At 50.6% G+C, this 16,861-nt stretch carries 16 protein-coding genes; 8 read left to right on the forward strand and 8 right to left on the reverse strand.

Features of this window, described 5'->3' with window-relative positions; translation table 11 throughout:
- Nucleotides 1-200 precede the first annotated feature (200 nt).
- Nucleotides 201-767, reverse strand: coding sequence for a nitroreductase family protein (locus AC0YOB_RS19955; RefSeq protein WP_475794236.1), 567 nt, complete (start codon nucleotides 765-767; stop codon nucleotides 201-203).
- Nucleotides 768-1,539: 772 nt separating this feature from the next.
- On the opposite strand from AC0YOB_RS19955, the gene AC0YOB_RS19960 reads away from it, so the two are divergent.
- Nucleotides 1,540-1,839 (forward strand): hypothetical protein, encoded by a 300-nt coding sequence (locus tag AC0YOB_RS19960; protein WP_475794237.1) that lies wholly within the window; start codon nucleotides 1,540-1,542, stop codon nucleotides 1,837-1,839.
- A gap of 133 nt (nucleotides 1,840-1,972) precedes the next feature.
- Here the strand turns inward: AC0YOB_RS19960 and AC0YOB_RS19965 are convergent, their stop codons facing one another.
- Both AC0YOB_RS19965 and AC0YOB_RS19970 read right to left on the reverse strand, forming a co-directional pair.
- Entirely contained in the window at nucleotides 1,973-2,806 is an 834-nt protein-coding gene (locus tag AC0YOB_RS19965; protein WP_210037769.1) for a sugar phosphate isomerase/epimerase family protein, read from the reverse strand.
- A gap of 114 nt (nucleotides 2,807-2,920) precedes the next feature.
- Nucleotides 2,921-3,778 (reverse strand): amidohydrolase family protein, encoded by an 858-nt coding sequence (locus AC0YOB_RS19970; protein ID WP_475794238.1) that lies wholly within the window; start codon nucleotides 3,776-3,778, stop codon nucleotides 2,921-2,923.
- A gap of 182 nt (nucleotides 3,779-3,960) precedes the next feature.
- On the opposite strand from AC0YOB_RS19970, the gene AC0YOB_RS19975 reads away from it, so the two are divergent.
- From AC0YOB_RS19975 to AC0YOB_RS19995, 5 genes are all read left to right on the forward strand, one after another.
- Nucleotides 3,961-4,671: a FadR/GntR family transcriptional regulator gene (locus AC0YOB_RS19975; protein WP_475794239.1), complete on the forward strand. Its 711-nt coding sequence runs from the start codon at nucleotides 3,961-3,963 to the stop codon at nucleotides 4,669-4,671.
- Between the two features lie 322 nt (nucleotides 4,672-4,993).
- A complete protein-coding gene (locus AC0YOB_RS19980) occupies nucleotides 4,994-5,659 on the forward strand; it encodes a helix-turn-helix transcriptional regulator (RefSeq protein ID WP_210037772.1) in 666 nt (221 codons plus the stop codon).
- Entirely contained in the window at nucleotides 5,652-6,785 is a 1,134-nt protein-coding gene (locus AC0YOB_RS19985; RefSeq protein ID WP_475794240.1) for an alanine racemase, read from the forward strand. Before AC0YOB_RS19980 ends, AC0YOB_RS19985 begins: the two co-directional genes overlap by 8 nt.
- A gap of 32 nt (nucleotides 6,786-6,817) precedes the next feature.
- A complete protein-coding gene (locus tag AC0YOB_RS19990; protein WP_475794241.1) occupies nucleotides 6,818-8,428 on the forward strand; it encodes an N-acyl-D-amino-acid deacylase family protein in 1,611 nt (536 codons plus the stop codon).
- Between the two features lie 20 nt (nucleotides 8,429-8,448).
- Nucleotides 8,449-8,913, forward strand: coding sequence for a RidA family protein (locus AC0YOB_RS19995; protein ID WP_475786281.1), 465 nt, complete (start codon nucleotides 8,449-8,451; stop codon nucleotides 8,911-8,913).
- A gap of 133 nt (nucleotides 8,914-9,046) precedes the next feature.
- On the opposite strand, the gene AC0YOB_RS20000 is transcribed toward AC0YOB_RS19995, so the two are convergent.
- The 4 genes from AC0YOB_RS20000 to AC0YOB_RS20015 all read right to left on the reverse strand — a co-directional run bounded on the left by AC0YOB_RS20000 (nucleotide 9,047) and on the right by AC0YOB_RS20015 (nucleotide 13,379).
- Nucleotides 9,047-9,934, reverse strand: a complete 888-nt coding sequence (locus tag AC0YOB_RS20000) for a carbohydrate ABC transporter permease (protein ID WP_475768238.1) — start codon at nucleotides 9,932-9,934, stop codon at nucleotides 9,047-9,049.
- 9 nt (nucleotides 9,935-9,943) lie between these two features.
- Nucleotides 9,944-10,795, reverse strand: a complete 852-nt coding sequence (locus AC0YOB_RS20005; protein WP_475794242.1) for a carbohydrate ABC transporter permease — start codon at nucleotides 10,793-10,795, stop codon at nucleotides 9,944-9,946.
- Nucleotides 10,796-10,917: 122 nt separating this feature from the next.
- Nucleotides 10,918-12,261, reverse strand: coding sequence for an ABC transporter substrate-binding protein (locus AC0YOB_RS20010; protein WP_475794243.1), 1,344 nt, complete (start codon nucleotides 12,259-12,261; stop codon nucleotides 10,918-10,920).
- A 260-nt stretch (nucleotides 12,262-12,521) separates the two neighbouring features.
- Nucleotides 12,522-13,379 (reverse strand): helix-turn-helix domain-containing protein, encoded by an 858-nt coding sequence (locus AC0YOB_RS20015; RefSeq protein ID WP_475794244.1) that lies wholly within the window; start codon nucleotides 13,377-13,379, stop codon nucleotides 12,522-12,524.
- 180 nt (nucleotides 13,380-13,559) lie between these two features.
- On the opposite strand from AC0YOB_RS20015, the gene AC0YOB_RS20020 reads away from it, so the two are divergent.
- A complete protein-coding gene (locus AC0YOB_RS20020) occupies nucleotides 13,560-15,167 on the forward strand; it encodes an ATP-binding protein (protein ID WP_475794245.1) in 1,608 nt (535 codons plus the stop codon).
- 352 nt (nucleotides 15,168-15,519) lie between these two features.
- On the opposite strand, the gene AC0YOB_RS20025 is transcribed toward AC0YOB_RS20020, so the two are convergent.
- Nucleotides 15,520-15,720 (reverse strand): hypothetical protein, encoded by a 201-nt coding sequence (locus AC0YOB_RS20025; RefSeq protein ID WP_475794246.1) that lies wholly within the window; start codon nucleotides 15,718-15,720, stop codon nucleotides 15,520-15,522.
- A gap of 420 nt (nucleotides 15,721-16,140) precedes the next feature.
- On the opposite strand from AC0YOB_RS20025, the gene AC0YOB_RS20030 reads away from it, so the two are divergent.
- The gene (locus AC0YOB_RS20030; protein ID WP_475794247.1) at nucleotides 16,141-16,701 is read left to right on the forward strand and encodes a cupin domain-containing protein; all 561 of its coding nucleotides are present in this window, start codon (nucleotides 16,141-16,143) and stop codon (nucleotides 16,699-16,701) included.
- The last annotated feature ends 160 nt before the right edge of the window (nucleotides 16,702-16,861 follow it).

A 16,861-nucleotide genomic window follows, 5' to 3' on the forward strand; every position in this document is an offset into this window, starting at 1 on the left:
ACATGCAATCGAATCGCTTCACGCTTCACCGATTCTGGATAGTATTGATACTTTTGTCCTTTAATCGCCATAAAAATGCACCCCTTAGAATTCATCGGAATAACCAGGGGGTTTTTCCAATGTCTATTCTAAGGGGTGCACTTCAGAGTCCGTTTTCCGGGTTATTTGTTCCTATGCCGATTCGTCTTGATATGACCTTCTTACTCAATCCATTCTGTCTTGCTCGCTGCGCTTTCCCGTCGTCCCTGCGGCTGTAAATCCGGTACGCCCAGAAAAATAAACCCAAGCATCTTGTCCTGCGGGCGCAGCCCGAAGCTCTCGTTCATCAGGGGATGAAAGCAGGGGTCGCCTGTGCGCCAAACCGCACCCAGACCCAGCGCATGTGTAGCGAGGAGCATATTCTGGATAGCCGCAAACACCGCTCCGTATTCCTCAAGCTCAACCACACCCTTGGCGTCGCTTGGCTCAACTCCCACCCCGATGACGACAGGGGAACGGAACGCTTTTTGCCTGGCGGAATCCGCCTTCTTCACATTCTCTTCCGAACCCGGGTCCTGCGCCGCTTCAAGAGCGATGCGCGCATACGCATCCCCCAGCCGCTTGCGGCCGTCTCCCGACATGACAAAAAACCGCCAAGGCTGCGTCAATCTATGGTTCGGCGCCCAAATAGCGGCCTCCAGTATGGTTTCGATCTGTTCTTTGGCTATCGGATCTTCTTTCACTCTGCCGATGCTTCTTCTGGTATGAATCGCTTCAATAATATCCATTTCTGATTCTCCTTCTTGTACCATGTGATCTCTTTATCCTAATGCAGTTGAGTGCTTTATGTAAACCTTCAGAAGCGGAACATTGCAATAAATATCTCTTCATTGATCCATTGGGTCTACATTGAACCCATAACGACATCCTTTTAAGACCTGCCATGATCTTCGGCAACATTCACCTCATCCAATCTCTTTCATAAAAAGCAGTGCTTCTTATATTCAAGGAATTATGTAAACAAGCCCCCGTTCCACAAATTGCGGAACAGGGGCTGGCGCTAATTTCTATGCATGGAATATCGTTACCAGAGCACTCCTAGAAAAGGATCGAACGGCTGATGATGACAAGCAAGATGAAAAGTACCAGGATAATGCCTATACCTGCGCCGCATCCAGTCGATACTGGGCTTACTACCGGACCGCAATTACCTACGCCTACGCCGCCTACTGGATTACCATATCCGTATGACACCTGCAAAACTCCCTTCGTTTTATACTACTCTGCATTGTATGGGGCTGGCATGTATCATGCCTGTGCGTTTGCCCCTCCATGGCATATGCCTACAGCGCCGGCTCCCTAGCAAACCGGAAATAGGGCCTTGCCCATATGGAAATATCGGTATCATCTCAAAATGATGCGCGGCCTTTCCGCAACGGGTTTAATGGATTGTAAAGAAGTAAATAATGCTAGAAAAAGATACCGGGGATAGGCCAACATGAATAAAAATGCGGTTTTCAAATACCCTCGCCGTCAAAAAGGAGCATACTTGCGGTTCCTTTGGAAAAAGCCGCAGAAAAACCTAAACTTCTGGACAGCATCCACCGCTCTGACGGTACGAGCTTAATTGATACTGTTGCCGCATGCGCGACAGCTCTGACGGTTATTGCCTCATCCATCGGATTTATTTTACATTGGGGGCCAATTATATGGGGTTTAATCGGTGCTGCAGCAGGCTTCATTATTGGAGTCCTGATCGATTGGCTGTTAAAACGACAGAAATCCAATCAAAGAAAATCACAAGCGATAAAAGGAAAAAGTACGGAGGTTATTGTTGTAATCGATTGCGAAGCGCATTAAATGGAGGCAGTAGAGGCTATCCAAGCATATGGCGTTTGGCGTGGCTAACTAGAATAAAAACAATCAAGAAGGCGGGAGCGTCATGCCCCCGCCTTCTTGATTGCTTACTTAATGTTATCGGATAAATCGCTACTTATAAATCCGCAGCCTGGAACACCTTGTCAAAACCGGCTTTGGACCGCTGGGCAAGCTGCTCCGGCGAATCCGTCGGCGCCGGGGCGAGGATTTCCTGGGAAACTGCTCCCTGATAGCCGATTTTATGGAGCGCCCGCAGAAACCCGCCCAAATCGATGACACCCTCGCCCGGATAGATCCGTCCGCCATCCATCGCTTCCGACACCGGCACATCCGGAGCGTCATTAATATGGACATGCACGATCTGATCGGCGCGCAGTGCTTCAATATCCGCAATAGTCAGCTCATTGGTGTACCAGTGGTAAGAATCGAAGAGCAAGCCGACATTCGGCTCGCCGATGGCATCAATCCAGTCCAGTGTTTCCTGCAAGGTCCAGATAAACGGATTCTTCCACGCGGTGCGCAGATGATGCGGTCCGACGAACTCCAGACCTAGCCGGATACCATAAGCGCCCAGTATTTGCGCACAGATGCGGATCCTGCGCGTAGCCAGCGCCATGAAATGCGCTGCTTTGTAGTCCGTTGCTGGAAGAACATACGTACAGCAGCTTGTACAGCCCAGTGATGCGGCGGCCGCAGCGGCTTGCGTCAGCTTCGTCAATCCCTGTTGAAAATTCTCATCCGTGTTTCTCCAGTCCACAGGAAGTCCAATGGAACCGATTACAACATTATGGCTCTTAAGCAGCTCGCGGGCGCCTTCAACCCCATGTCGTTCCACCAGGCCCAGCGCATCCACATCCACAGCCTGAAAGCCGTATTGCGAAGCCAATTTAATAAGCTGTTCGTCATTCTCCACTTTTCCCAAACCGGCAGAAGTCAAACCTCTAAGCATTCCTGCACCTCCATATGAAGATATTATTATCGCGCTGCTTATATCCTCAATAAGTATATCAGTTTTATAGAAGGCTTCAACCTCTACCGCCAAGAAAAATTGCGCTGGCCGCGATTACAGATTATAGAAGGACACAGCGGTACCTCCCAATATTGCGTCCCTCTCGGGGTGCGGCCGGTCCTGCAGCGCCAGGTTAGTCTCTGCCCATACCCTGCCGTAGTCGCCTGCCAGATTCGCCACCGGCCAGTCGCTGCCGAACATCAAGCGGTCCGCCCCGAACAAGTCAATCGCATAGTCGATATAGGGCTTGATGTCGGAAGCCGACCAGTTCTCCGCAGCCGCGGTGTTAAGCCCGGATACCTTGGCATAGACATTCGGATATGCGGCGGCAGCCTTCAGCTCGCCGGCCCATGGCTCCATCCGCTGCTCCTTGATCTGCGGCTTCGCCAGATGATCAATGACCATTCTCAGACCCGGGACTTTCTCTGCAAGAAGCGGCACATGCTTAAGATGGTTCGGGAACACAGCTACAACATCGAACGTCAGTCCGAATGCCGCCAGCAGCTTCAGTCCCTCAATAACCGTATCCTGCACGACCCAGTCGGGATCCTTCTCTTCATGAATAAGGTGGCGAACCCCTTTGAACAGCGGATTACGGGTGTACGTCTCCAGCCTCCTGGCCGCTTCATCAGGTTTGTTCAGCGGAACCCAGCCCACCACGCCTGCCACCCAATCATGCTGCGCTGCCGTCTCCAGCATATAATCGGTATCCTCATAGGAGTCCATTGCCTGAACGATGACGGTTCGGTCAATTCCGTTCTCCCGCAGCAGCGGCTCAAGCTCCGGCGCTTCAATCGTCCGGTAAATCGGGCCAAAGCCTGCGGTCAGCCAAGGGTAGGCCACCTTTTCCAAATTCCAAAAATGCTGATGTGCGTCAATCCTTGGTTTCGTCTTATTCGGGAGTGGCTCCATTATCGCAATCGCTCCTTTTTAAAGGGTTAAGGATCCATTAATTCGGTTGGTTATTGGTACTACCAGAGTACCTAATATTGACCTTATCACACGTTCTTGTGCAGTTCAATAAAATTCTGTATAGTAGGCTCCATAACCCTATCCTGAACATTTCCACCAGCAGGTCTATCGGAGGCTACCGTATGTTTGAAGTGAATCCCGTCAAGAAAGTGACCGTAACCGAGCAAATTATGGAACAAATAGCAGGGCTTATCACCACCGGACAGCTTCGCCCCGGCGAGCAGCTGCCCAACGAAAGAGATCTGGCCGAGAAATTCAAGGTGACGCGGGGCCGCGTGCGCGAGGCTCTTCGGGCATTGTCTCTGGTCGGCCTGATTACCATCAAAGCGGGCGAAGGCAGCTTCGTTAACGAGCAAATGGTACCCCTGCCCGCGGAAACGATTATCTGGCTGTTCCATAGCGAAATTCATAATCTGGATGAGGTATACGCCGCCAGGCAGCTCATAGAATCAGAGGTCTACCTGGCTGCAGCCGTGCTTGCCAAGGATGAGGATTACGCCTACCTGCAGGGCCTCCTCACGACCCTCTCCAAATCCGTTAAAAAAGCCGATCCTGCCGTTTTTCTGGACGGGCTGGATACCTTTGATCTTTATATGGGAGATATATGCGGCAACCGCATCTATGCCAAGCTGATGCAGACGATCGTCCATCTCCGGCGGGAGACCAGCCTCCGGCTGCTGCGCGTTCCCGGCGCGATCGAGAACAGCCTGGAGATGCGCTCGGCTCTCTTGAAGTCCTGCCAATCCAAGGATATGGCGCTCGTGAAGGCATCGGTCGAGGCGTTCTTCCGGAATTCCCGGCGTTTCTATGACAATATTATCGCGAAGTCATAGTCTTGTATCCCACAGGAAGAAACGGCTGTCGCCGTCCTTTTGGCGGCGCAGTTCGTTTCTTCCCTCAAACCTTATAGACGCCTATATACGTCTATAGGCGTGAAACTTATACATGCTATAAGGTCAACAAAAGGCAAGAGAAGGCATCATGGATGCCTGTGCTCTTGCCTTTTCATTTGCTCCGCCTGGTCCTACGTGAAGCATGGCGATTCTCAAGAACAAACTTTTTGTTATTCAAACTAAATTTATGTTTGAATTCATTTTGGTTTGTGTTACTATTTTTGAAAGAGGGATATTTTACAGGAGGAGACCGTGATCAACGATGGAGTCTATCCACGAGGACTTTGAATTTTACAGCGATATGATCAAGGGTATTGCCGCTCAATTCGGGGATCAATGCGAGGTTGTGCTGCATGATTTGACCGGGGATTACGAGAGCACGATCGTGGCCATTGAGAACGGCCATATCACCGGACGAAAAATCGGCGATCCCGGTACGAATCTGGGACTGGAGATTTTGCGGGGCAGTCAGGTCAACGGCAACCGGTTCAATTACATGACGCAAACCAAGGATGGACGCATCCTCCGCTCCACTTCCATCTACAAGAAGAACCGCGAGGGCAAAATCATTGCCGCCATCTGCATCAATTATGATGTCACGGATCTGATGCTCGCCAAAAGAACGCTTGATTCATTAACGACCGGCGGACAGCAAATCGATGTGAAGGAATCGTTCGTCAGCAATGTGAGCGACCTTCTGGACGCGCTGCTGCAGGAGGCGCAGGAGCAGGTTGGCAGGCCGGTGGCTGCCATGACCAAGGAAGACAAGATGAGGATGATTCAGCTATTGGACCAGAAAGGCGCTTTCCTGGTCAAGAAAAGCGGCGAGAAAATATGCGGCTATCTGAACATTTCCAAATATACTTTGTACAGCTATCTGGAAGAAAGCAAATCCCAAGCGGAAGGAAAGGGGGAGCAGCATGAGTGAGTCAGCGGATAAGTCCATGTCGCCAATTCAGCCGCAGACGCCTTGCATCGTTATTGAACAAGCCGTTATGGAGCGCAATATTCAGGCTATGGCTGAAGCTGCCCGCAGTCACGGGGTTCAGCTTCGGCCACACGCCAAAACCCATAAGCTGCCCGAAGTCGCTCACCGGCAGCTGCAGGCCGGAGCTGTCGGCATAACAGTGGCAAAGGTGTCAGAGGCCGAGATCATGGCGCAAAACGGGATCATGAATATTTTCATTGCCTATCCGCTCGTAACGCCGGATAAAATCGGGCGCGCCATCCAGCTGAGCCGGCAAATCACGCTGATCGCAGCCGTGGACAGCCTGGAGGGCGCCAAGCGGATGAACGAAGCTGCCGGCCTCAGCGGGCATCCGCTGCAGGTAAGACTGGAAATCGACACCGGTCTGCGGCGGACCGGCGTGCTGTACGAACAGGCGCCGGAGCTGGCAGCCCGTATTCATGAGCTGGAGCATCTGCGGTTGACGGGAATTTACACCTTCCGCGGAGCGATTCACAAGCAGAAGCCGACGCTTGATCTGCAGGCCGCAGGCGAGGAAGAAGGCCGCCTGATGGCCGATTTGGCCGGGCGGCTGCGCACAAGCGGCATCCCTATCCTCGATGTGAGCGTAGGCTCGACGCCGACAGGCAGGTACGCCGCAGCTGTAAAGGGCGTTACCGAGATCCGGCCGGGAACCTATGTCTACCAGGACCGGATGCAGGCCCGACTTGGCGTATGCAGCCTTGAGGATTGTGCCGGCAGCGTCTGGGTGACGGTCGTCAGCAGGCCGTCGGCTGATCTGGCCGTCGTTGACGGCGGCAGCAAAACATTTGCCACCGATGTGCAGCCCGGCGTCGAGCCGCTTATGCTCCAGGGCTTCGGCCATGTCGAAGGCCTGGATGATGCCGTGCTGGAGCGGCTGTCCGAGGAGCATGGCATGCTGCGCCTGGGACCTGATGCGCAGAAGGCGAATCCTCAGATCGGCAGCCGGCTGAGGATTATCCCGAACCATATTTGCAGCACGGTTAATCTGCATAATAAAGTGTTCTTCAAAAGCGGTTCGGCACTTGAAGAAATGGCCGTGCTCGGCCGCGGAATGCTGGAATAGCGTCAGACCCGCAAAATAAGGAGGCTTAAAAGATGCTTGATCTCATTTTAAAAAATGGCCGCATTGTAGATGGCACAGGCAATCCATGGTATATGGGCGATGTGGGAATCAAAGATGGCTTGATTGCCGCCATTGGAAAGCTTGACCAGGAAGCGCACAGGATGATCGATGTGCACCGGCAGGTGATCTCACCGGGCTTTATCGACGGACACTGCCATTCCGATCTGATGATACTGGATCACCCGCTCAGCGAGATCAAAATCCGCCAGGGGGTCACGACAGAGGTGGTCGGCAACTGCGGGCTTGCCCCTGCCCCGCTGTTCAAACCGAATGCCGAGCTGCTGCAAAGCTACGTTCAGCCTGTGCTGGGATCAACCTCATGGGAATGGCCGTGGGAAACCGTGGCTCAGTATATGGATACGCTTGCCCATTCCTCCCCTTCCGAGAATCTGGCAACATATGTGGCGCATGGGGCGCTGCGCATTGCCGTGATGGGTTTCGCCAAACGCGATGCAACGGCGCAGGAGCTGCAGCTTATGAAGAAGCTGCTGGAAGAAGGGCTTCAGGCAGGAGCGATCGGCTTCTCCATCGGACTGCTCTATGCTCCCGGCAGCTACACATCCAAGGAAGAAATAGCGGAGTTATGCTCCGTTCTGCCCAAGTACAACGGTCTGTTCTCGACCCATATCCGCGGCGAAGGCAACAATCTGATTCCTTCCGTCAAGGAGGTCATCTGGATCGCCGAGAAAACAGGCGTTTCCCTGCATATCAGCCATTTGAAGGCGGCGGGCAAACGCAATTGGGGCAAGGTCATGGAAGCCATGGAGCTGATCGAGCAGGCCCGTGCCCGCGGCCTTGACGTCACCTGTGATGTTTACCCCTACAACGCCGGCTCCACGTCACTGACGACCGTGCTTCCGCCATGGTCGCTGGAAGGCGGTATAGCAAGCGCTCTTGAGGTTTGCCGGGACCCGGGATCGCGCAAACGGATCCGGGAAGAGCTGGGAAACGAACAGGAGGATTGGGATAACCTCGTCTGCTCCACCGGTTGGCAGAGCATCTACCTCTCGGCCGTACATACCGACAAGAACCGGGAGCTTGAAGGCAAGCATATCGAAGAGATCAGCGAAATGAGAGGCCAGCATCCGGTGGACTGCATGCTGGATCTGCTGCTTGAAGAAGAAGGACGGATATCGATCGTCTATTTCCATATGGCGGACGATGACGTCAAGCAGGTCATCGGGTATGAGCGGTCGCTGATCGCCTCGGACAGCCTGACCTGTGAAACCGGCAAGCCTCATCCGCGGCTCTACGGGACATTTCCGCGGGTATTCGCGAAATATGTGCGCGAAGAGCGGGTTCTGACGCTGGAGCAGGCGGTACGCAAGCTCACGTCTTTCCCTGTCCAGCGCTTCAAGCTGGGCAAACGGGGATTGATCGTACCCGGATACGCAGCCGATCTGGCCGTGTTCGATCCGGAGACGATTCAGGATCATGCCACCTTTGAGAATCCCAGGCAGTACCCTGGCGGCATAAACCAGGTTATCGTGAACGGCAAACCGACATTTGACCGTGAGCAGCATACGCATGCCAGAGAAGGCCAATTCATCCGGGCACAGTACAGCTGCAATCATTCCCATTAAAATTACGGAGGTATGTTAAAATGGCAAAAATCGAACAACGTCTGCTTGAGCTTGGCATCGTGCTCCCCCCTTCGCCGGAACCGCGTTTCACTTATATTCCCTGCAATCAGACGGGGAATCTGATTTATTTGTCCGGCCAGGACTGCCGGATCAACGGCGAGCTAATGTACGAGGGCAAGCTGGGGACGGATCTGACCATTGAACAGGGCCAGGAGGCCGCCCGCCAGACGATCATCAACTGTCTGGCTGTCATGAAAGGCTATCTGGGCGACCTTGACCGCGTCGTCAAAATCGTCAAGATGCTGGCTTTTGTCAACAGCGCACCCGGCTTCGCGGACCAGCCCTATGTCATTAACGGCGCATCCAATCTGCTGGTTGATGTATTCGGCGAGAGCGGCAAGCATGCAAGATCCGCTATCGGCACAAGCGACCTGCCTTTCCATACGCCTGTCGAAATCGAGATTATCGCGGAAGTACGGGATTAATAAATCCCGCATGAAGCAGCGGCTAGCGCCGTCCTTTCATGAACAACGCGCAGAACACATTTTTATACAGGAAGAACCGGCGGCCTTAAACGATAAGGTTGAGAAAAGCCTGCTCGCGCGAGCAGGCTTTTCTTTATTCGGAGTGACCATATTTCTTGTTCAGCTTGAACAGCAGCAGAATGATAGCCATTGCAATGACCAGCAGAATCCAGGCCATAGCCGATGCATACCCCATCTTGAAGTACTGGAACGCCGCACGGTACAGGTTGAGCGAATAGAACAGCGTCGCATTATCCGGACCGCCTGCCGTCATAATCAAGGGCTCCGCGAACCATTGAAAGACGTGGATGACGGACATGACAACATTGAACAGGATGACCGGCGAGAGGATCGGCAGCGTAATGGACATCGTCCGTCTGAAGAAGCCGGCTCCGTCAATCGAGGCGGATTCGTACAAGGAATCCGGAATTTCCTGCAGCCCCGCCAGATAAATGATGATGGAGGTGCCAGAGCCCCATATCATCATCAGAATGAAAGACGGCTTGGCCCATACCGGACTGGCAAGCCAGCCGGGACCGGTGATCCCGAATTGAGCCAATATGACATTGATAATCCCGTTATCAGGCTGCAGAATCCAGATCCACAGAATGCTCACGATTACCACCGGCACCAAGGTAGGTATGAAGAAAATGACCCTTAAAAAGGATAATCCCTTGATCCTCCGGTTGTTCAGCATAATAGCCAGAGCGATCGCGATGATGGTCGTGAAGAACGTGCCGATGACCACCATATACAGTGTATTGGTCAATGACTTGTAGAACAGTGCGTCATTGAAAAGAGCAGTATAGTTATCCAGTCCGATAAACTCCGGCGGATTCACAACGGAATAATCGGTCAGCGAATAGTAGAACGAAATGAGAATCGGATAGAGTTTAAATACCGCCGTGCCGATAATCCACAGAGAAATGAACAGCATGGCATTGCGGAAATCTCTTTTTCGGATATTCAGGCCTTTGTTCATGGTCTCCCCCTAACCCTTGATTCCGGACATAGCCACACCCTGTATGAAATATTTCTGCAGCAGGAAGAACAAGATCAATACAGGCAGGGTCATCGTCACGCCAAGAGCCATCAATATATTCCATTTGGGATCGTAAGTTCCCATGATCTGCTGTGCGCCCAGCGATAAGGTGTATAATTTATTGTCGCTCAAGAAAATCAAGGGGCCGATAAAGTCATTCCATGTCCCGAGAAAAGCAAAGATGACCACTGTGGAGATAACCGGCTTTGCGAGCGGCATAATAATTTTCCAATAAATTTGAAACTCGTTCGCGCCGTCTATCTTGGCCGAGTACGATAATTCTTTCGGAATTCCGAGCAGAAATTGACGCAGCAGAAAGATGAAGAAGGCATTGCCAAAAAAGCTGGGAACGATCAAAGGCAGAAATGTACCGATCCAGTTAAACTGCTGAAAAAGCAGAAAGAGCGGAATCATGGTGACCTGAAACGGCAGAATCATCGTAATCAGCACCAATACAAATACACGGTCTCTGTACTTCCAGTCCAGTCTGGCAAAGCCGTATGCGATCAGGGAGTTGGATACGATGGAACCGATAATATTGGGAATCAGAATGATGATTGTATTTTTCAGATAAAGCATAAAGGGAAATGAAGTAAAAACCAGGGAAAAATTAACCCATTGCGGCGTTTCCGGCCACCACTTGGTCGGCACCTCGAACAACTCGGAAGGAGCTTTGAGGGATTCCGCTATCAGCCAGAAGAAAGGAATAATGAAGCATAGCGCAAAAAGAATCAGACATACATAAACAACAAATAATTCCGCTTTTCTCCCGATATTCCCCAATTGAAGTCCTGCCTCCAATCCAATTTCATCCTGGATTTGCCGGATTCATCACAGGCAGGCACGCCCGAAATGAACCCGGCAGGTTTCATTGATGCTGCTTCCCTTCAGGCCGGAGAGCCTGGAGGTTTCCATGCGATGCATTATTGCTTGTCAATTTCCTTTTGCAGCTTATCCTGCAAGGCTTCGAGCAAAGGCTTCGGATCTTTATTGTTATAGATCACATTGTCTCTGAGCTGGACAATTTCATCCGCGAGCTGCGAGGATACCGGCGTAAGTCCGGGATGGCCGGAATTCGGCGAATTCGCAAGTTCGCGCTCAACCTTGTAGATCTCATCGTTGTTTTTGGTCCAGCTGACTTCGTCAAACTTCGCGTCCGTAACCGGTATGGATCTCCAGATATCAAAATTATTGCCGTTGATTTCCGGCTTCAGCGCAAACTTCACGAACTCCGCGGCAAGATCCACGTTCTTGGAGCCCTTCGGTATCATGAATACATTGGAATTCAGCGGCGATCCGCCTTCTCTGCCGCCCGGCGGCGTCGGGATCTTCGCCACTTTGTACTGGACGTCGGGAGCATAAATCTTGAGCGCGTTGGTGAACCAGTTGCCGGTCAGGGTCATGGCGATCTTGCCTGTCATGAAAGGATGGTCAGGCGAGAACATGCCTCCGAACCCGGAGGTGAAAGATTTCAATTTGGCAGGATCGTATTTTTGGGCGTAGCTGTTCATCCATTTGAAGGTTTCCACACTTTTGTCATCCGACAACACCAGCTTTTTGGCGGCCGGATCATAGATCGGAGAACCGAACATCCATAACCAGGTAAACGCATCTCCGCCGTTGTCCACCCAGGGAATAAATCCAAGCTGTTCAATTTTCCCGTCGCTCACCTTCGTCAGCTTCGCGGCATATTCGTCAAGTTCCGCTAAAGTCGCGGGCGGTTTGTTCGGATCAAGTCCCGCTTCCTCAAACATCTTCGTATTATAGTAGAGAAGCAGAACATTGGAATCCTGGGGCACCAGATAAGTCTTGCCATCGTATTTCATCAGATCCTTGAACCCGGGCATAACCGAACCGTCCTCAAATCCGATTGCCGGGAGATAATCATCCCAGGGCATCAAAGAATCCTGAGCAGCAAAATTGTAGCCTCTCGCCGGCGCGCTCGTTTCCACCAGATCGGGAGCGGTGCCTCCGGATATGGCTGTAAGCAGCTTCCCGTTCGACAGCCCGCCATCCGGTTCAATAAACTGAACGTCCACCTTGATTCCCGTTTCTTTCGTGAAAGCAGCGATTCTTTCCTTATCCCAAAGCTGGGAATCGCCGCTGAACGGGCTCCAGTAGCTTAATGTCCGGCCTGCAAAAGGCTGATCCGCTGTGGCCCCCTCACCGGCAGGACTTCCTCCGTCATTTCCCCCGCTGCCTGCACAGCCAGCAACCATAGCCAGGATCAGTATGAAAGCGAGCATCAAAAGCCAATTTCTCTTCATAAACAGGTTCCTCCTCTTTTAACCTTTTTCCCTGAAGCCTGGAATCGGGCTGTCTCCCCTTGATCCGTCAAATTTTGTAAGCGGATACATTGTCAACTGCCTTTATTTGTCTGCACGTCTTATTTTAGGGGAGATCCGCTATGAATGCTCGCCACACATTGTCTGATTTATAGTCATTTTTTGCTCATTATTTGTGCATGGACAGTAATAATAAAGGGGCTGGCTGCCCCTGGCGCAAGTCCGTTATTTCCCCGCTCCCCTCAGGGGGAAGGTCTAAGCGATGTTTTGCGAAGATCAGTCGGCGTATATCCTTTTACCAGTCTGAAGCATCTGTTAAAGGTCCGGATACTGTTAAAGCCGCACTCGTAGGCAATGTCCGTTATTGCCGCATTTTCCGTGAGGATCATGCTCTCCGCTTTGTTCAGCCTGAGCTGGTTTTGATAGGTTTTGAGATTCATGCCGATCGTTTTATTGAAGATTCTCGAGAAATAATGGGGGCTGACGTTCAATGTCTTCGAGATATCGTCAAGGGATATGCTGCGCATATAGTTTTGTTCCATATATTCAACAGCCGCTTGCACAAGCCTGATGCCCGAGGAGCTTCGGGCCAGCGCGGATTCGCTCTCTTCCTTGGGCAAATGCCGCAGAAACATGCCGCAAAGCTCAAGCAGCTTTCCCTTCATGACGATCGTAAAATAATCGTTTTGCCTCTGCCTTTCATGGACCAATGCCCGGAACAGCTCCATAATATCCTCATAGACGCGGCTTTTCAGACCGTTTTTCTTGTCTACGAACTTCTTTTGGATAAAGGGAGGCACAAAATGATGCTTCTGCCATGACCCGCTGCCGTCGATCAGCTCCGGAAGAAATTTGATCACCAAGGTCGAGCTGGATTTCTTCGTCACAAAATAATGAATGTCATTGCTGATGCAAATCGCCATATCCCCTGCTTCAAGCAATCGGCTTTCGGTATTGATGCCCATCTGGATGGGACCTTCAAAGACGAGGATAAACTCCACATCCGCATGCCAATGAGCCAAATTATTCAAATTTGGCTGTGTCGTCACAACAATCGGAATGTCATTATAATTGTTCTTGTTTTCGAAAATAGGTTTCATAGAAGGACCTCTTTCGACTTGACAGTGAATGTTTTTCATATGGATATGCAGGCTTGTCCGGCAATTATTCCATTATTCTTTAAAACATCTCGATTTCGACATTTATTTTATTTGGGATCGGATATAATGGGCTTTGGATTGGTCGAACTCGAATCGAATTCTTTCTTTTGGGAGTGTCCTATGTTCAGTAGAAAAGCCAGATATGTATTGATAACTGCTTTAACTGCTTTACTCACGTTATCCTCCTATATTTTGGGAAAAGTAACCAGCCCTGCCTTGTTGCTTCTTTCTGCTGTACTTTTTTTATCTGTGATGATCATTGATCATCAATCCAAAACGGTTCTGTATTCACAAGTGACAGCGCTCGCATTCTTTCATTGGTGCAGCCACCTCAATTGGTGCCAGCTGCTGTACTTTATTTTGATTGTTCTGGAAATCAGAAGCCGGCGGGATATTAAATATACCTTATCCATCACCGTAGGATATTCGCTTCTTTATACCTCCATAAGACTGACTTACCTTCCGTGGACTGAATATAATCTCCTGGTTTCCGTCTATGATTTGATTGGTTTCGTATTGGTCGTGCTCGTGATCCAGTATCTTCTTGCATCTGAAACAGAGAAAAAGCGTCTTCAAAAATGGAATACCTTTTTGACGAATCATGACCCTCTGACCGGGCTGCTCAATTATGACGGTTATATCAACGCGGTGAACGATTTGGTTGAAAACAAGAAGGCAAGCTTTGTCCTGCTGTTATTGGACTTTCAGGATTTTAAGAGCATCAACAAAGAAAGTATAAGCAGCGGCAACGAGATATTGACGAAGATATCCATCATCCTGCGAACCTACTTTTCAAATGCGGCGGCTATCTCGCGTTATGCCGGAGACCGTTTCGCCCTGGCGATTCCGGTAACAGGAGATGCCCTGAGAGAGGTACGAGAGATATTGGAGTCGCGGAGCCTTGGCTACGAGATCACCTACAGCATGGCTATGTTCCCCGAGGAGAGCTCGTCCTCCCAGCAAATTATCTCATTAGCGGAGGATCGTCTTTTTCAGAACAAGAGAGTGCTGTGGCTGAAACGCGAAGAGGAATTATTCAGAAACGAGAAATTGAAAATGGTGGGTGAGCTTGCCGCCGGGATGGCTCATGAAATCAGGAACCCCCTGACAACGCTTAAAGGCTTCATTGATTTATCGAAATCCCAGTCGTATAACATTAAACCATGGGTGGATATCATCTCTAATGAAATAACCAGAATGAATGAATTAACGGCTGAATTTTTGCAATTCTCGCGGCCGCATATGAGCAATATGAAACCGGAGACCATCTCCGGCTGTCTGGACAGAGTCAAATACTTAACCGAATCGCAAACTCTCTCGAAAGGACACAGCATCCGTATTCACAGCCCGGATGACACCATTCTGGTCATGATGGATCGGGACAAGATCGTGCAGGTCCTGATCAATCTTGTTCGAAACGCTCTGGAAGCCATGGACGAACCGGGTCATATTTATATCCAGGTAAAAAGAACGGACCCGATATTTACGGTTATCGAACTCCAGGATACCGGTAGAGGCATACCTGAAGACGAGCTCCCCAAAATATTTGATCCCTTCTACACGACGAAGGAAGAGGGAACCGGACTTGGCCTGTCCATCTGCTACAAGATCATTCAGGACCACGGAGGCATGCTGTCCGTGAAAAGCATCGTAAATGAAGGCACGTTATTTACCATTACACTGCCTGTCCTCGCCCAGCCGCTAGAAAAAAAACCTTCCCCTGTATGAAGGGAAGGTTGGTAAGATCTCATTCTCGCTGCCGGTTTATCTTAAATATACACGGCTGTAGTCAAACTCGTAATATTTGCCGAGGAGCTCGGAGGCGGGCATGGAATGATTCACGCTCGCTACTCCCGTATGCCCCCAGCCCGCATCAACCAGAAAATGGAAATCAATCGGCGTTCCGTTCGAAGTGGCCCCTGAGCTTTGCGGAAACTCCCGTGGCAATCAACGGTGTTGTTGAAACCGGTGAGAATGGAAGCCTGACAGGAGATTGGCAGGGTGCGTTTGCCGAGAATATCGCAGGCCTAGTCGATGCCAACGGAGATGAGCACGGTGCGACTGTTTATTTGCAATATGACTATGACAATTTTTTGTATGCGGTCATGAGATCAGGGCTAAGCTCTCTGGCCATCACAACCTGTTTCCCATCAATAAACGTATCTATGCCGGCGTCATACGCTGCTGTATCCGCATCCGCTGCAGCCGGTTTCATCATGATCGGAAATGCAAGCAATGTCATGATGCAAATCAGTTTGACGAATCGTTTCATGCTTCTCATCCGGTTTTTTCTCCCGGTATTGAAATTAAATTCTCTTCGTAAATCTCAAAAGACTGCTGCTTGCAAACCACACTCTGGATATCCCGATTACTATCCCTCCCACCAATAAAACAAGAAGAAACGGCTGTCGCCGTCCTTGGCACCGATGACGGTATCGGTTCGGACCGACCTGCTCTGCCTAAGGATAAAGCGTTCCGCGTTCCGCTGCACATAACATACGTTCGTGTGTCTAACTCACTTTTTGACATTTCATTTATTTTTTTTGAAAACTCGCAAAACTCTGGCAGGAACCTGATCCTGACCATAGAATCCTTAACAAAAAAGCGGAAACTTCAATTCAAAGCCAGATTAATTACCTCTTTACTGGGTGCGGATAACGGCTGAATTTTATAAGTAAATGACAGGGAGGGAGGGAGTCTATTGAGCGGTACCACTGAACGGAAGCTAGCGGAAAGGGAAATCACAGTAGGTAAAACATTGGTTCATCCCGATGGTCGGACTGTCGCTTTTTTGGCAAAGGGAACGGACGAGAAGGGGGATTTTCTGATCATCGAACATAGCATAACGCAGCGGGGAGCAATGAACGGCCCCCACTGGCACCCGGTACTTACGGAATCATTCCTGGTAGCGGAGGGTCGTATGAGATTCGTTGTGGATGGGAAGGAGACCATTCTCGAGGCTGGCGGACAACTGACGATTCATCCGAATCAGGTTCATCAATTCTGGAATATCGGCGATCGCCAGCTGGTTGCTACTCATGAAATTCGCCCGCCGGGGTTGCACGGGAATATGTTCGTCCTGATTCACAAGCTGGAGTGCGAAGGCAAGCTGACATCAAAAGGAATTCCTCGTAATCCGTTGTGGCTGGGAGTCGCTTGGGAGTGCATTGACGGTTACCTCGCCGGACCTCCCAAATGGATACAAAAAGTATTATTGGGAGGCTTGGCGAGGTTGGCCAAAGCGATCGGGTACCGGTTTTGATATCGGGGGGCAGGAACAGAATGCTCAAAAAAACAAGCAAACTCTAACGGAATATGTCATTTCGCAGCAAAATCTTGTAGACCGGCGCTTTATAACGAACAGGCAAAGGGAACGCAGCAATTACCATAAGGTTGAAGAATACGCCGTCACCCATTCTCCG

This window comes from Paenibacillus sp. JT31N17 (assembly GCF_056269255.1).